The organism is Streptomyces iranensis, assembly GCF_017874715.1.
Taxonomy (GTDB): domain Bacteria; phylum Actinomycetota; class Actinomycetes; order Streptomycetales; family Streptomycetaceae; genus Streptomyces; species Streptomyces iranensis.
In genome coordinates this window covers 1-15,516 of record NZ_JAGGLR010000007.1, presented here as the reverse complement: position 1 = coordinate 15,516, position 15,516 = coordinate 1, and the positions used below count along the sequence as shown (strand labels likewise).

Here is a 15,516-nt window from a genome sequence, read left to right as displayed (position 1 = left end):
TCGTGTCCGTCGTCTCGTTCCTGCGCTCCCTATGGGCATCGGCTGGCTCCGTCCGGGGTGGGCTCGGTGAAGTGGAGGGGATACGTCAGTCGGTCGCGGCGAAGACGGGCCGACCGTCGATATAGGTCCGGCGCACCCGGGCGTCGGCGATCTCCTGGGAGGGGCCCGCGAACGGGTCGCGGTCGAGTACCACGAGATCCGCGTACTTGCCCTCCTCGATCGTGCCGGTCACGTCGTCGAGGTGGTTCACCCAGGCGCTGCCCGCGGTGTACGCGGTGAGCGCCTCGGCCAGGGACAGCGCCTGCTCGGGGTGGAACGGCGGGTACGGTGCGCCGGGGGTCTCCTCCGGGGGTACGGTGCGGTTGACCGCGACATGGATGCCCCACAGCGGATTGGGGCTGCTCACCGACCAGTCGCTGCCCGCGACCAGGCGGGCCCCGGCGCGCCGCAGATCCTCGAACGGGTACTGCAGGGCGGCCCGTTCGGGGCCCAGGAACGGGATCGTCAACTCGTCCATCTGCGGTTCATGCGTTGCCCACAGCGCCTGGATGTTCGCGGCCACGTCCAGGCTCGCGAAGCGTCCGATGTCGTCGGGATGGACGACCTGGAGGTGGGCCATGTGGTGCCGGTTGTCATTGACGCCATTGGCGGCGCGGGCCGCGGCGAGCGCGTCGAGGGCCTCACGGACCGCGCGGTCGCCGAGCGCGTGGAAGTGCACTTGGAAGCCGGAGCGGTCGAGTGCGCACACCGCCTCGATGAGCAGGGCGGGGTCGACGAAACTGAGCCCGGAGTTGGCGGTGGGGCAGCCACAGCCGTCGAGGTAGGGCTCCAGCATTCCCGCGGTGAAGTTCTCCGCCACGCCGTCCTGCATGATCTTCACGCTGGTGGCGTTGAAGCGGCCCACCCGTCCGGTGCGGCGGCGCTCCGCCAGCTCGGGAAGTTGTTCCAGGCCGCGTTCGCGGTCCCACCACAGGGCGCCCACGACGCGGGCGAGCAGCAAGCCTTCACGGGCCGCGCGCAGATAGACCTCGAAGTTGTCGGGGTTGCCGGGGAAAGCGCCGATCATGGCGTCCTGCCAGCCGGTCACTCCCAGCGAGAAGAGGTACTCCTGCGCGGCGAGCAGACCGGCGTACGCCTCGTCCGGGGTCGCGATCGGCATATGGCGGGCCACCAGTTCCACGGCGCTCTCGTGCAGGGTGCCCGCCGGGGTCCCGTCCGGCTCCCGCTCGATCCGGCCGTCCGCCGGGTCGGGGGTGTGCCGGTCGACCCCCGCGAGGTCGAGTGCGCGGGTGTTGGCCCAGGCGCCGTGGCCGTCGCGGTTGGTGAGCAGGACGGGCCGGTCCGGCACCGCCGCGTCGAGCATGCCGCGCGTCGGCGTACCCCCGGGGAAGCTGTCCATGGACCAGCCGCCGCCGCGGATCCAGGCCGCGTCCGGATGGTCCCTGGCGTACTGGGCCACCACCGCGAGACAGCCCTCGGCGGTGCTCCGCCCACCCAGGTCGCAGCCGAGCATCAGGGCTCCGCCCACCACGGGATGGACATGGGCGTCCTGGAACCCGGGGACGAGCAGTCCGCCCTCCAGGTCGACGACCTCCGTGGCGGCGCCGGCGAGCGACCACACCGCGCTCGCGTCGGCGACGGCCAGGATCCGGCCTCCCCCTACGGCGACGGCGGCGTCCACCGGGGTGGGCCTTCTTCCGGCTCCGGTGAAGACCCGGCCACCCATGAAAACGGTGTCGGCCTGTTGGCTGCGGTGTGCCATCGAAGCAACCTCCGGCTCGGCGGGCTGACCCGCTGGCTTGTCGTTGTGGAGGAGTGAACGGCAGCGCAATGCTGTTGTCAACGGTATTGCGCTGATCGTTTCCTGGATCGATACACTGGCCGCACCATGCCGAAGTCACCCGCCAACACGGCCCGGAGCAAGCGCGCAGGCAGTCAACTGACGCCCGACGCGATCATCGACGCGAGCCTGCGCATCGCGGCTCGCGGCAGCGAGGACGCCTTCACCGTCCGGCGCCTCGGCGAGGAGCTCGGTGCCGACCCGACCGCGATCTACCGGCACTTTCGCGACAAGGACGAGCTGCTGCTGTCCGTCGCGGACCGCACGCTCGGCGAGGTGCTCGACAGCATCCCCGAGGGCCTCGACTGGAAGGGGCGCATCCGGGCGCTCGCCGACGGCTCGCTGGCGGTCGCCCTCAAATACCCGGTGGTGGGCTCGGCCATGGCAAGCCGGACCACCCGGCGGCCCAACGAGTTCCGGGTCGTCGAACTCATCCTCGGCGCCGTCATGGAGGCCGGACTCGAGGGCGCCGAGGCGGCCCTCCACTACCGTATGGTCGCGGACTCACTCCTCGCCTATGTCGGTCAGCAGGCCGCCTATTTCCTGTTCGACGCGGAGGCCCGCGCGGCCGACGAGTCCGCCTGGACCCGCGAGTACCGGCTGGTCGACCCGCGGGCACTCCCGAACATCACCCGTCTGAGCGCCGAACTCGCCGAGGTGACGGACGAGCAGATCTTCGAGGCCACGGTCGGGGCGCTGATCTCGGCGATCGAGAAGCGGGCCGAGACCCTGCGGGGGCCGAAGCGGCCTCGCTGAAGTCCGGTGCGGTGCGGGTGCGTCCCGAAGGGGCGCGGGGCTGTGTCGATGTGCGGCTCCGCCGCGCGGGCGCGACCAGCCACGACGCGGCCGCGGATGAACGATCGCACCTCGCGACACTTCCCGCGGAGCGCTCAGCCGTCGGTGGCGGGGGTGCCGTGCCGTCAGCGAGCGTCGCCGGTCGGCCGGAGGCCGCGAGCCAGGTCGAGCAGATCGTCGGCCACCCGCCGGGGGTGCTGGGCGTGCAGATCGTGCTCGGAGTCGAGATATTCGCGCATCGTCGCATGGCGCAGATCGGCCGTGGTCTCCCTGATGCGGGAGCGGATGCGGTCTGCCCACTTCGCGTCCGCGCCCTTGGGGATGGCGGGCATGAGCAGGGTGGGCACGTCGACGGCCGCGTACCACGGCCGCGGCGGCTCGTTCCAGATGCTGTACAGGATCGACATGTGCTGCTCGGTGGACATGCGCCGGGACAGCGACCCGTCCGGGTTCTCCCGCATCGTGGCCACCGCGGCCTCGATCGCCGCCGGGGACCAGTCCGGGTGGATGGCGCGGAAGTAGTCGCTCACACTCCGCACGGTGGCGCCCTCCAGGGACGCCGGGCGCAGCGCCCCGACGAACGCGTCCCAGGAGGAGAACGCCTTGGCCGGCTCCAGCCAGCCGCCGTCCACCAGGGCCAGCGCGGCGACCAGCTCGGGGTGCTCCGCCGTCAGCCGCACCGAGATATTGCCGCCCCAGGAGTGACCGGCCACCACCACCCGGTCCAGCCCGAGGGCGGCGGACGCCGCCACCAGATCCGCGACCGCGGTCGGGATGTCGTATCCGGTCTCCGGGGTGTCGGAGTCCCCGTGGCCGCGCAGATCCACCGCGTACACCGCATGGCCCGCGGCGGCCAGATGGTCGGCGACCTCGTCCCACAGCCGGGCGCTCGACGCCATGCCATGGACCAGGAGAAAGGGAGGCGACGCCGTTCCCGGCCGGTGCCGGAAATGCAATTTCACATCGTCGGTTACGGGCACGGAAAGATCCATGGCGGAATTCTAGCCGGACCGCCCAATCCGATTCGACCGCTGCGGATGTGAGGTATGCGCGAATTAGCGGCGCTTTAGCGGGAGGCGAGATGCTGGATGGCCGGGCGATTCATACTCTCATGCCGACCCACCTCCCTTGCCGACCGTAGACTCCGAGCCGAAGTGAGGCGCCGTGTATCCCCCGGAATCCAGGTTCGCCCATATCGACAACATCGACCTCACCGACTTGTCCTTCTGGGCACAGCCCTACGGCGACCGCGATGCCGCCTTCGCGGCGCTGCGCGGACGGCCGGAGCCCGTTCTCTTCCGCGAGCCGGTCATGCCCGGGTTCGGGCAGGGGTCCGGCTATTACGCGATGGTCCGGCATGCCGATATCGCCGAGGTGAGCCGGCGTCCGCAGGACTTCGGCTCCGTGCCCACCGCGATCAGCATCATCGATCTGCCGGAGGAGTTCAACGACTTCTTCGGATCGATGATCAACATGGACAATCCCCAGCACGCCCGGATGCGCCGGCTGGTCTCCCGCGCGTTCGGCCGGGGAATGGCCGCCGAGTTCGAGGTGGCATCCCACAAGGCGGCCCGGAAGATTGTCGACGACCTCATCGCGGAAGGGCCGGGAGACTTCGTCCGGAAGGTCGCGGCGATCATGCCGATCGCGGTGCTCAGCGGCATGATGGGGATTCCCGACGACGACTACGAGTTCATTTACGACCGGTCCAATATCATCGTCGGCACCTTCGACCCCGAATATGTTCCCCGGGCCGATCAGGCCACCGCCGCCCTGCTGAAGACCTCCCATGAACTCGCCGACTACATCGCACGGCTCGCCGCCGACCGCATCCGCAACCCCACGGGCGATCTGATCACCCGGCTGGTGCAGGCGCAGATCGACGGTGAGCGGCTCAGCCCCGAAGAGCTCTCGTCCTTCTTCATCCTGCTCGTCGTCGCCGGAATGGAGACGACCCGCAACGCCATCTCGCGCGGTCTGGTGCTGCTCAGCGAGCATCCGGAGCAGCGGAAGCTGCTGCTCTCCGACTTCGAGGCCTACGCGCCGGGCGCGGTCGAGGAGATCCTGCGGGTCGCCACCCCCATCAACTGGATGCGGCGCACCGTCCGGCGCGACTGCGAGGTGAACGGCCACCGCTTCGAGGAGGGCGACAAGCTGCTGCTCTTCTACTGGTCGGCCAACCGGGACGAGGACGTCTTCCCCGACCCCTACGAGTTCGACATCACCCGGGACCCCAATCCGCATATGACCTTCGGGTCGGTCGGACCGCATTTCTGCCTGGGTGCCCATCTCGCCCGGATGGAGGTCACGGTGCTCTTCCGCGAGCTGTTCGGCCGGCTGCCGGAGATCCGCACGGTGGGGAAGCCCCGGCGGCTGGTGGCCAGCTTTGTCGAGGCCATCAAGCATGTGGAGTGCGCCTTCTGACGCACTTGCCCCGCAGCACCGAAAACGCCGCGCGGGAGGGGGCTGATCCCCTCCCGCGCGGCGTTGTGCCCCGCGGGCCGGACTAGGCCGTGGCGCCGTCACCGGAGTTCACCGCGGCGTACGCCTCGGCCAGGTAGTGGCCGAGCTGGGCGGGGGTGGGGTACTCCAGGATGGCGACGAGGGGGATCTCCACGTCGGTGAGCGTCATCAGATTGCGGGTGAGTTCGAGAGCGGTCAGCGAAGTGAGCCCGTTCTCCAGGAAGTTGCTGTCGTCTTCCACCACGGTGGGTGCCAGGATGTCGGCCAGCTGTGTCCGTACGGTCTCCCGCATGATGTCCTCGCGCTCCTCGGCCGTGGCGATGGCGAGCGCCTGGTGCAGCGCCGCCCCGTCGAGTGCGGTCTCGCTCTTCTCCGTCTGCATCGCTGATCCGTCTCCTTGAGCTTCGGTGCCGTCGCCGGGGGTGTGGTCGTTGACTTTGGTGTGTGTGTTCATGGGTACTCCCGCCTGGTTGGGGCCGGTCGGCGTCGGTCACCGACCGCGGTGCGTATGCGGCGTGCTCGAAGGGCCGGAGACGTCATCGAAGAGCCGATGTGTTCCCAGCTCGGAGGCGTGTGCGGTCATCCAGGCCCAGTCGATGTCCGCGATGACCACGGAAGCCGTGTCCGCCATGACCGCCTGCCGGAGCAGAGCGGCGGCCGAGCGCTGGGGCAGCGCGGGCAGCCCGTTGGCGCGCAGCTGCTTGGCGGCGCCGACGCCCGTGTCGGGGTCGTCGATCGAGCCCCAGCACACCGAGGTCGCCCGAACGCCCCGAGCCCGGCACTCCTGGGCGAGCGCGCCCAGATAGGCGTGCGCCGGCGCCTGGTTGCCCAGACCCGGGCTGGGCAGGACGCCCACGACCGAGCACCCGAGCACCAAAGCCGACAGCTCATGGTCGCTGCCGAGGGCGCAGAGGTTCACCGCGCCCGCCACCGTGGCCGCCCACTCGCGCTCGATCCGCGCCACCTCCAGCCGCCCCGCCTCCGCGGCCAGGGGCGCCGTGAGATGCAGGACGGCCGTCAGCGGGAACTCCGCGGGAATTCCCGCGACGGCCGTGGCCACCGCTTCCGGGTCCGCCACGTCGACGGTGGCCACGGACGTCCGTACGCCCGAGGCGCGGAGCTCGGCCACCAGATCGGCGGACGGTGGCGCGGTATCGATGAGCAGCAGGTGTTCGGCGCCGTCCCCGGCCGCCCAGCGGGCGGTGTGGGCGCCCAGGGCGGTGGCGGCACCCGTGATGAGGACCGTTCCCCGGAGCCGTCGCGCGGGGGTGGCGAGGGCCGTGGGGACATCGCGCACCAGGCGCCGGGTGAAGCAGCTGTCGCCTCGTACGGCCACCTCCACTTCGCCGTACGCCCCGGCCAGCACGCCCGCGAGCCGCCGCCGCGCGCGGTCGTCGAACCTGTCCGGCAGGTCGACCAGCCCGCCCCACCGGCGTGGACGCTCCATCGCCAGTGCGCCGCCCAGGCCCCGGAACCCGGCCTGCTCCGGACGGGACATCGGATCGCCCACGTCGACGCTGACGCCACCACGGGTGGCCAGCCACACCGGAGCCTCGACCCCGGCCCGCCGTAGCGTCTCGAACAACTCCACGGTCGGGGCGAGCGCCGGGCTCCGCCCGTCGCCGGCCGGTGGCCGGGCGCCTTCCAGCGCCAGCAGGGAGAGCACCCCCGCGACCGACCGTCCGGCGGTGGCCTCGGCCATCCGCCGGACCGGCGCCGCGTCGTCCGGCGGCGTGGTGTTCGGAGCGAACATGGCGGTCTCCGCGCCATGTTCGCGCAGCGCGGTGGTCACGGCGGCCACCGTGGCGCCGTCCCCGCCGTCGCCGGACGTCACGATCAGCCAGGTGCCGGTCAGCCGTGGTGTCGGCGGGTCGGGGAGGGGCTTCCAGACGATGCGGTGGCGCCACTCCCGCTGCCGCCGCCAGGTGGCCAGGGCGGGCAGAATCTCCGCGAGCACCTCCCGCCGCTCGGCGGGCACCTCGAGCGCCCGGGTCAGGGCCGCCGCGTCCGTACGTTCCACGGCGTCCCAGAACTCGGCCTCCGCCCAGGTCTCCACCGTGGGCACGGCCTCCGTCGGCGCCTCGTTCTCCAGCCAGAAGCGCTGTCGCTGAAAGGCGTAGGTGGGCAGTGGGACGGCGCGGGGAGCCGGATCGCCGTCGAACAGGGTGGCCCAGTCCACGGTGGCGCCCATGGTGTGCATACGGGCCAGGCCGCACATCAGCGCCCGCACCTCGGCCTCGCCACGGAAGGGCGCCAGCACCAGCGCCGCCGGGGCGGAAGGCAGCATCACCCCGGGCCCCAGCTCCCACACCGCACCGGCCCCGTCGAACGAGGGCATGGGCGGCCGCTCGTACTCCACCGGGCCCGGACCGGCGTCGGCGGCCACCAGTCGGCAGGCGTCGGCGAGGTCCAGAGCACCGGTGATGTGGGCCGCGGCGATCTCACCGACCCCACAGCCCACCACCGCGGCGGGCCGCACCCCCACCGAGGCCAGCAGCCGGGCCAGCGCCACGTAGAGGGCGAACAGCCCGGCCCGGGAGGACGCGTCGTGCTCCCCCTCCGCCCCGAGCAGCCCACCGACCTCGTCGAAGGCCGTGGCGAAGACGGGGAACCGGTCGTACAGCTCGCGGCCCGTCCCCGGCGGATGACCGCCCTCGCCGCCGAAGGCGAACACCGTCCCGCCCGCCGAAGCCGCCGCGCTGGTACGGGCCACATCGGGCCCCACCACCGAGGGGTGCGGCTCACCGGCCGCCAGCGCGGCCAGTCCCGCCCTCAGCTCGTCCGGCCCGCGGCCGACCACGACCGCCCGGTGGTCGAACACCGATCGCGTGGTCACCAGCGACCAACCGACGTCTGTGGGGGACAGCCTGGGAGCGGCCACATATGCGGCCAGCGCACGGGCCTGGCCGCGCAGCGCCGCCGCACCCCGCGCGGACAGCACCCACGGCACCACCCCCGGGTCGCGGACGCCACCCTCGTCGGCGGTGCCCTCCACCGATTCGGTGAACTCCTCGAGAATCACATGGGCGTTGGTGCCGCTGGCGCTGAACGAGGACACACCGGCCCGCCGTGGCCGGTCCACCCGCGGCCAGTCAACCCGCTCGGTCAGCAGCCGCACCGCGCCCTTGCGCCAGTGCACCAGCCGGGTCGGCCGGTCGATGTGGAGCGAACGCGGCAGTACGCCCCGGCGCATCGCCATCACCATCTTGATCACACCGGCCATGCCGGCGGCGGCCTGCGTATGACCGATGTTCGACTTGATGGATCCCAGCAGCAGCGGCCGGTCGTCCGGACGGTCTTGTCCGTACGTGGCGAGCAGCGCCTGGAGCTCGATGGAGTCGCCGAACGCGGTGCCCGTGCCATGCGCCTCCACCGCGTCCACGTCCCCCGTGGACAGCAGGGCGTTCGCCAGGGCGTCGCGGATCAGCTGCTGCTGGGCCGGGCCGTTGGGCGCGGCCATGCCCGTACTGGCACCGTCCTGGTTGATGGCCGAGCCGCGGATCACGGACAGCACCGGATGGCCGTTGCGCCGTGCGTCCGACAGCCGCTCCAGCAGCAGCAGACCGGCGCCCTCCCCGTACACCATGCCGTCGGCGGCGTCCGCGAACGACCGGCACCGGACGTCGGGTGACAACTGGCGCTGACTGGAGGCCACTTGGAACACGCTCGCGGTGTACATGATGGCGGCGCCACCGGCCAGCGCCAGCGTGCACTCGCGCCGCCTCAGTGCCCCGGCCGCCAGATGCATCGCCACCAGCGACGACGAACAGGCGGTGTCCAGGCTGACCGCCGCGCCCTGCAGACCGAGGGTGAACGCCACCCGGCCCGAGGACACACTGCCCGCGTTGCCGTTGCCCACATGGCCCAGCAGACCCTCGGGGATCTCGTCCAGACGCGAGGCGTAGTCGTGGTACATCACCCCCGTGTAGACACCGGTCCGGCTGCCCCGCAGGGTGTGCGGATCGATGCCCGCGCTCTCCGTCGCCTCCCACGCCAGCTCCAGCAGCATCCGCTGCTGCGGTTCGATGGCCGCCGCCTCCCGGGCGCCGATGTCGAAGAACTCGGCGTCGAAGTCGGCCGCGTCATAGATGAAACCGCCGGCCCGCACATACGAGGTGCCGTGGTTTTCCGGATCGGGGTGGTAGAGGTTCTCCAGGTCCCAGCCCCGGTCGGTGGGGAAGCTGGAGACGGCGTCCCGCCCGTCGGCCACCAGGTCCCACAGCTGGGCCGGGGTGCGCACACCGCCGGGGAACCGGCAGGCCATGCCCACGATGGCGATCGGCTCCTCCAGCTCCTCCTGGACCTCCCGCAGCCGCTGCCGGGTCTCATGGAGCTCGGCGGTGGTCCACTTGAGATAGTCGACGAGCTTTTCCTCGGTGCTCATGAGCCGCCCGCACCCACTGCGCTGCGCGGGCTCAGACCCACCAGCGCGAGCTCATCGGCGGTCAGCGGCGGCTCGGTGAGCTCCGGGAGGACCCGGTCCTTCTGCATCAGCGACAGGAAGCGGCTGGACGCCAGCTCGGCCTGCGGGGCGGTGAGGCTGATGACGTCGGTCACCACGTCACACACCGCCGAGGACCGAATCGACCGGTCGGCGATCAGATCGGAGAAGCGCTGCCGCGCCACGGCCCCGCCCGTCAGCCGTGAATCCGTCGTGTTCATCCGGCAGTTGACGTACTCCACGTCCTTGGACGCGGCCATGATCCAGGGGTCGTCCACGGTGGCGCTGATCGCCTGCTGGGCCCGGTGCGTCGTTCCCCCGGCGATCCCGGACCGCTGGAGCTCGGTGTCCAGTGCGGCGGCCGCGCGAGCCGCCGAGCTCATGCCATGGCCGTAGATCGGGTTGAACGCGGCCAGCGCGTCCCCGAGCACCAGCAGCCCCTCCGGCCAGATGTCCAGGCGCTCCGGATACAGCCGCCGGTTGGCACCGACCCGCGAGACGGCCACCGAGGTCAGCGGCTTGGCGAGCGCGATGAGATCGGCGACCAGCGGATGACGCAGTGTCCGCGCGTAGGGCAGGAACTCGTCGTCACGGGTGGGCAGTCCGGCGCCCCGGGTGCACGACAGGGTCACCATCCAGGTGCCGTCCTCCTGCGGATACACCACCCCGAACCGGCCCGGCTCGCGCAGCCGGTGGTCGGCGGCCACGTTGACGGCGGGGAATCCGGCCGCGGCGCCCGGCGGGCCCTGGTACACACGGGTGGCGTAGGCGATGCCCGCGTCGACGATGTCCTCCTCCAGCGGCGGCACCTCCAGCGCCGACAGCCAGTGCCGGAGCCGGGAACCTCGCCCGGAGGCGTCGACCACCAGATCGGCCTCCAGGGTTTCGCCCGCCCCGGTGTCCACGTCGCGCACCCGGACCCCGGTGACCCGTTTGGCGTCGCCGACCAGATCGAGGATCTCGGTGCGCCGGCGCACGGTGATCCGCCCGGTGGCGAGTACGCGGTCGCGGACCTTCCAGTCCAGGAACGGACGGGTGCACATCAGGGCGTACTGCCGCGGCGGAAAGCGGTGCTGCCAGCCGTGGGAAGTCAAGGTCACCAGATCCTGATGGAATCCGATCCGGCGGGCGCCCGCGTCGAGCAGTTGGTCGATCATGCCCGGCAGCAGCGTGTCCACGATGCGCGCACCGCTGGACCACAACACATGGACATGGCGTCCCTGCGGCGATCCCTTGCGGTGCCGGGGGCCGTCCGGCAGCACATCGCGCTCCACGACGGTGACACGTTCCAGATGGCGGGCCAGCACATGGGCGGCCAGCATTCCCGCCCAGCCCCCGCCCAGAACGATTCCGTGTGTGGGTTCGGTCATGGTTTTCGCTCCCCTCCCTTCACCGCTTACGGCTTTCCCGTCGGACTGGGGCTGCCCTTGGCCTGGACCATCTTGGCGAGGTTCTGGGTGACCGCCATGAAATGCGCGACACCGGTGAGTTCGGGGCCGTCGCCCACTTTCGTATCCGTGATGCCCCAGAACGCCTGGGCGTGATGGACCAGACCGTCATCACCGAGTTCGATCACGCCGATGATGCTGAAGGTGAGTTTGGTCGGCGCGTACACCGTGACCGTGGTCGGCACCGCCACCCTGCGGCCGTCCATGGAAGTGACCGGACGGCCCGGGGTCTCGTGCACCTGGCATTCGATGGACCAGGCGATGTGTCCGCGAAGGGCGTCCTTTCCGATGAGCGGGGGCGCGCCGACTGGGTCCTCGAAGACGATGTCGTCCGAGAACAGCTCCAATACGGCCGCGACATCACCCTCGTTCATGCGCCGCGCGTATTCCAGAGCCATCCTCTTGAGGGTCGCCTCATCGGCCATGAACGCCTCCTGTGCGGTGCCGGGGTCGTGGGGGATCAGTCGGCGATACCAATGTCCGACCTCCCCCAGAACATCTGCAGTTCCTGAATGAGGCCACCGGCCCCCGCGCGCATCATCAGGACGTACTCCCAGGTGATGCGGGAGTTCTCCGGGGCGTCCGGAGCCGCCAGCCAGCCGCGCTCGGTGAAGCCGGGGCCTTTGGGCAGATAGTCCATGGTGGCCGTCACCGGCACCAGGACATGCACCCCGTCCTGCCCCGCGACCGGCTCACCGGGAATCTCGGTGATACCCGCCGCGGCGAGCTCCTCGAAATGCGCACGGAGGGCGTCCCGTCCGGTCCTGCGCCCCGATCCGACCGGATCCTCGAACGTGACCTCGTGCGCGTAGAGTTCGAGAAGCCCGTCGATATCCGCGGCGTTCATCCGGCGGCTGTGCTCGAGAATGAGCTTCTTCCGGCTTCGCTCATCAATCACCGTGTGCCCCCATGTGCATGCTCTCCGTCGCTTTCGCTTCGGCCCAGGTCCTGGTCGATGAACTGGAAGATCTCGTCGGCCGTGGCGTCCCGAATACGGCCGGCCGCCTGGCCTTCCTCCGTCCCACCGCCGTGCAAGGCGCCCAGTTTCGACAGCGTGGACTGAAGGCGTTTCAACAGCGCCTCATGTGCCGCCCCGTCCTGGGCGACGGAAAGCAGCGCGCTTTCCAGCCTGTCGATTTCGCCCAGCATCGGGGCGAGCGGATCCACGTCCTCGGGCGCCAATTCCGCATGCAGATGGACGGCGAGCGCGGCCGGATTCGGGTGGTCGAAAATGAGGGTGGTGGCCAGCCGCAGCCCGGTCACGGCCGTCAGCCTGTTGCGCAGCTCGATCGCGGTGAGCGAGTCGAAGCCGAGCTCCAGGAAGCCGCGCTCGGTCTGGATCCGCCCCGGGTCGGAGTGGCCCAGCGCCGCCGCGGCATGGGTGAGGACCAGATTGAGCAGCGTACGGCGCTGCTCCTCCAGCGGCAGCGCGGCCAGATGACCGGCCCAGTCGGTGTGCGGCCGGGCCGTGGCCGCGGTGCGCCGGGCCGTACCGCCACCGGTGAGCGCCCGCAGGGGAGCGGGCAGGGTGAGCGCCGGCCGGCCCGCCAGCGCCCGTACGTCCAGGTCGATGGCGATCAGATGGTGGTGGCCGTGGCGCACGGCGGCGTCCAGGAGCCCCAGCGCCCGCTCGCTGGACATCGCTCCGATACCCGACCGGCTCATCCTGGCCCGGTCCGTCTCCGCCAGATGCCCGGTCATCGCGCTGGCGTCGGCCCACAGGCCCCACGCCACGGAAAGCCCCGGCAGGCCGAGGGCGCGGCGGCGGGCGGCCAGCGCGTCGCAATAGGCGTTCGCCGCAGCGTAGTTGGATTGCCCGGAGGCGCCCAGCGTGCCCGCCGTGGAGGAGAACATCACGAACAGGGACAGCGGCAGTTCCGCGGTCGCGGCGTGCAGATGGGCCGCGGCCGTGGCCTTCGGACGCCACACCCGGGCCAGCCGCTCCGGGGTCTGGGTGGTGAGGACGGCGTCGTCCAGCACCCCGGCCGCGTGGACCACACCGGTCAGCGGATGCGCGGGATCGACCCCGGCCACCAGATCGGCCACCGCGTCCGGGTCGGTGACATCGGCCGCGGTGATGTGTACCCGCGCCCCCAACTCGGTCAGCCGATCGGTGAGTTCATCTGCGCCGATGGCCTCCGGGCCGCTCCGGCTCACCAGCAGCAGATGCCTGACGCCCCATGCGCGCACCAGGTGTTCGGCGACCAGAGCGCCCAGGGTGCCGGTGCCACCCGTGATCAGCACGGTGCCCTCGGTGTCGAGCCCGGCGGTCTCCTCCTCGTCCTGGCCGTCGATGGCCGGGCCGGTCGCGACCGTCGCGCGGACCATCCGGGGCACCAGCACCCGTCCGTCCCGCAGCGCCATCTGGGGCTCATGCGCCTCGATCGCGCGCACCACGGCCTCCACGAGTCCTTCGCGGTCCTCGCGGCCCTCGCGGCCCTCAGCGAGGTCGAGCAGCACAAACCGGCCCGGGTTCTCCGACTGGGCGCTGCGGATCAGCCCCCACGCCCCGGCACCGGACGGATCCAGTGCGGTGGCGTCGGTGTCGTCGGCGCGATCGGCGCTATCGGTGTCATCGGTGTCCTTGCGGGGACGGGCCGCCGCCACCGCGCCCCGTGTGACGACCACCAGCCGCGTGTCGGCCAGCGCCGGGCGCCGCAGCCAGGACTGCACCAGCCCCAGCAGCTCCTCGGTCGCCTCCAGTCCGTCCGCCTCCAGTCCGTCCCCGTGGCCGCCCTCGGCGGCGTACGGATGGGCCAGGACGACGGCAGGGGCGGGCTCGCCCGCGTCGACGGCCGCGATCAGCGCCTCCAGGTCCGGATGGCATGCCACTGCGTCGCTCGTGCCCGCCCGGACCGGCTCCGCCAGCCCCAGCCGGTCCTCGCCCAGCACCACCCAACCGCCGTCGCCGACCACCGAGGTGGGGGACGGTGCGGTGGCCGGAGCGGGCAGCGGCGTCCAGTCCAGGGTGAACAGCCCGTCCACGGCACGGGCGGCCGTGCGCGACCGGTCCGTCGCGGCAGGGCGGGTCACCAGCGAGTCGACCGTCAGCACCGGCGCACCCACCGTGTCCGCCACCGTCAGCCGCAGCGACTGCCGCTCCTCGTCCCGCGACAGCCGGACCCGTACCGTGGCCGCCTCGGTGGCCCACAGTGACACGCCGTTCCAGGCGAACGGCAACCACACCTGGCCGTCGTCCTCCTGGCCCTCGGGCCGGTCCATCAGCAGCGACGGATGCAGCGCCGCGTCCAGCAGCACCGGATGGATGCCGAATCCGTCCCGGCCTCCCGCGGCATCGGGCAGTGCCACCTCGGCGAGGACATCCCCGCCCTGGCGCCACGCGGCCGTCAGGCCCTGGTACGCCGGGCCGTAGCCGTACCCCGCCGCCATCACCTGCTCGTAGAAGGCACCGACGTCCAGCGGCTCCGCGCCCGGCGGCGGCCATGCCCCGCCCAGGCCCTCCACCGGTGCGGGGGCGTCGGCGGCGGGCGCGAGCACGCCCACCGCATGACACACCCACCCCGCGTCCGGGCCGGAATCGAGGGCCGGGGCGTGGTCTGTGCCGTTGGGGGCGTCGGGCCGTTGGGGACGGTCGGGCCGGTCGGGTCGGTAGGGCCGGTCGGGCCGGTCGGGACGCGAGTACATCCGCACCTCACGCCGCCCGTCCTCCGCCGCGGCACCCACCACCACCTGCACCCGCAGCCCACCGGACTCGGGCAGCGCCAGCGGCACTTGGAGCGCCAGTTCCTCCACACCGCCGCAGCCGGCCTCGTCGGCCGCTCGCAGCGCCCACTCCACCAGCATCGCGCCCGGCGCCAGCACCGTACCCGCCACCACATGCTCGGCGAGCCATGGATGGGACCGCGTGGAGATCCGGCCGGTGAGCACGTGAGTGGTGCCGTCGGCGAGTTCCACGGCGGCGCCGAGCAGCGGATGCCCGGCGGCCGTCAGCCCCAGATCGGCCGGGTCGCCACCCGGCCCGCCCTCTCCGTCCAGCCAGTACCGCTCACGCTGGAAGGCGTAGGTGGGCAGGTCGATGGTGCGGGGTGCGGGGTCGGTGCGGAACCAGCGGGTCCAGTCGACGCTGACTCCGGCGGTGAACGCCTGTGCCACCGACCGCGCCAGCTGGGCCGCGCCACCGTGGTCGCGCCGCAGGGTCGGGATGGTGACCGCGTCGACCCCCGCCTCCTCGATGCTCTCCTGCATGCCGATGGTGAGGACGGGGTGTGTGCTGGCTTCGATGAATACGCGGTGGCCGTCGTCGAGGAGTGCTCGTACGGCGTCGGCGAAGCGTACTTGTTCGCGGAGGTTCCTGACCCAGTAGGCGGTGTCGAGTGCGCTGGTGTCCATGCGGGTTCCGGTGACGGTCGAGTAGAACGCCACCTTGCCCGGGACCGGCTTGACCCCGGCGAGGAGTTCGTTCAACTCCTGTGTGATTTCGTCGATTTGGGCGCTGTGGGAGGCGTAGTTCACGTCGATGAGTCGGGCGCGGTGGCCTTTTTGTTGGCAGGCGGTGATGGTGTGGGTGA

9 protein-coding genes and 1 pseudogene are annotated in these 15,516 nt (G+C 71.5%); 2 read left to right on the top strand and 8 right to left on the bottom strand.

All coding sequences use genetic code 11. The features are described from left to right. Positions 1–85: 85 nt before the first annotated feature. Entirely contained in the window at positions 86–1,762 is a 1,677-nt protein-coding gene (locus J2Z30_RS13965) for an amidohydrolase (protein WP_052701191.1), read from the bottom strand. Positions 1,763–1,888: 126 nt separating this feature from the next. Here J2Z30_RS13965 and J2Z30_RS13960 point away from each other — a divergent pair, with 126 nt between their 5' ends. Further along, positions 1,889–2,596 (top strand): TetR/AcrR family transcriptional regulator, encoded by a 708-nt coding sequence (locus J2Z30_RS13960; RefSeq protein ID WP_052701190.1) that lies wholly within the window; start codon positions 1,889–1,891, stop codon positions 2,594–2,596. Positions 2,597–2,760: 164 nt separating this feature from the next. Here J2Z30_RS13960 and J2Z30_RS13955 read toward each other — a convergent pair whose 3' ends face one another. After that, entirely contained in the window at positions 2,761–3,627 is an 867-nt protein-coding gene (locus tag J2Z30_RS13955; RefSeq protein WP_044567782.1) for an alpha/beta fold hydrolase, read from the bottom strand. Positions 3,628–3,799: 172 nt separating this feature from the next. Here J2Z30_RS13955 and J2Z30_RS13950 point away from each other — a divergent pair, with 172 nt between their 5' ends. After that, positions 3,800–5,059 carry a cytochrome P450 gene (locus J2Z30_RS13950; protein WP_044567781.1) on the top strand — a complete coding sequence of 420 codons (1,260 nt, stop codon included), beginning with the start codon at positions 3,800–3,802 and terminating at the stop codon, positions 5,057–5,059. Between the two features lie 82 nt (positions 5,060–5,141). Here J2Z30_RS13950 and J2Z30_RS13945 read toward each other — a convergent pair whose 3' ends face one another. From J2Z30_RS13945 to J2Z30_RS13920, 6 genes and pseudogenes are all read right to left on the bottom strand, one after another. After that, on the bottom strand, positions 5,142–5,552 hold the full coding sequence (locus J2Z30_RS13945) for an acyl carrier protein (protein ID WP_044567780.1): 411 nt from the start codon (positions 5,550–5,552) through the stop codon (positions 5,142–5,144). Between the two features lie 36 nt (positions 5,553–5,588). Next, a complete protein-coding gene (locus J2Z30_RS13940; protein ID WP_052701189.1) occupies positions 5,589–9,482 on the bottom strand; it encodes a type I polyketide synthase in 3,894 nt (1,297 codons plus the stop codon). Next, complete coding sequence (locus tag J2Z30_RS13935; RefSeq protein WP_078956471.1) at positions 9,479–10,909, bottom strand: NAD(P)/FAD-dependent oxidoreductase; 1,431 nt, start codon at positions 10,907–10,909, stop codon at positions 9,479–9,481. Before J2Z30_RS13935 ends, J2Z30_RS13940 begins: the two co-directional genes overlap by 4 nt. A gap of 26 nt (positions 10,910–10,935) precedes the next feature. Then, positions 10,936–11,412 carry a nuclear transport factor 2 family protein gene (locus tag J2Z30_RS13930; protein ID WP_044567778.1) on the bottom strand — a complete coding sequence of 159 codons (477 nt, stop codon included), beginning with the start codon at positions 11,410–11,412 and terminating at the stop codon, positions 10,936–10,938. 35 nt (positions 11,413–11,447) lie between these two features. Further along, a complete protein-coding gene (locus J2Z30_RS13925) occupies positions 11,448–11,834 on the bottom strand; it encodes a nuclear transport factor 2 family protein (protein WP_245387985.1) in 387 nt (128 codons plus the stop codon). Between the two features lie 47 nt (positions 11,835–11,881). Further along, positions 11,882–15,499, bottom strand: a pseudogene (locus J2Z30_RS13920) (type I polyketide synthase); the annotation flags it as partial. Positions 15,500–15,516: the final 17 nt, after the last annotated feature.

Coding starts and splice junctions, on each gene's coding strand:
- J2Z30_RS13965 (WP_052701191.1), bottom strand. CDS start 1,762: ATGGCACACCGCAGCCAACAGGCCGACACCGTTTTCATGGGTGGCCGG.
- J2Z30_RS13960 (WP_052701190.1), top strand. CDS start 1,889: ATGCCGAAGTCACCCGCCAACACGGCCCGGAGCAAGCGCGCAGGCAGT.
- J2Z30_RS13955 (WP_044567782.1), bottom strand. CDS start 3,627: ATGGATCTTTCCGTGCCCGTAACCGACGATGTGAAATTGCATTTCCGG.
- J2Z30_RS13945 (WP_044567780.1), bottom strand. CDS start 5,552: ATGAACACACACACCAAAGTCAACGACCACACCCCCGGCGACGGCACC.
- J2Z30_RS13940 (WP_052701189.1), bottom strand. CDS start 9,482: ATGAGCACCGAGGAAAAGCTCGTCGACTATCTCAAGTGGACCACCGCC.
- J2Z30_RS13935 (WP_078956471.1), bottom strand. CDS start 10,909: ATGACCGAACCCACACACGGAATCGTTCTGGGCGGGGGCTGGGCGGGA.
- J2Z30_RS13930 (WP_044567778.1), bottom strand. CDS start 11,412: ATGGCCGATGAGGCGACCCTCAAGAGGATGGCTCTGGAATACGCGCGG.
- J2Z30_RS13925 (WP_245387985.1), bottom strand. CDS start 11,834: ATGAACGCCGCGGATATCGACGGGCTTCTCGAACTCTACGCGCACGAG.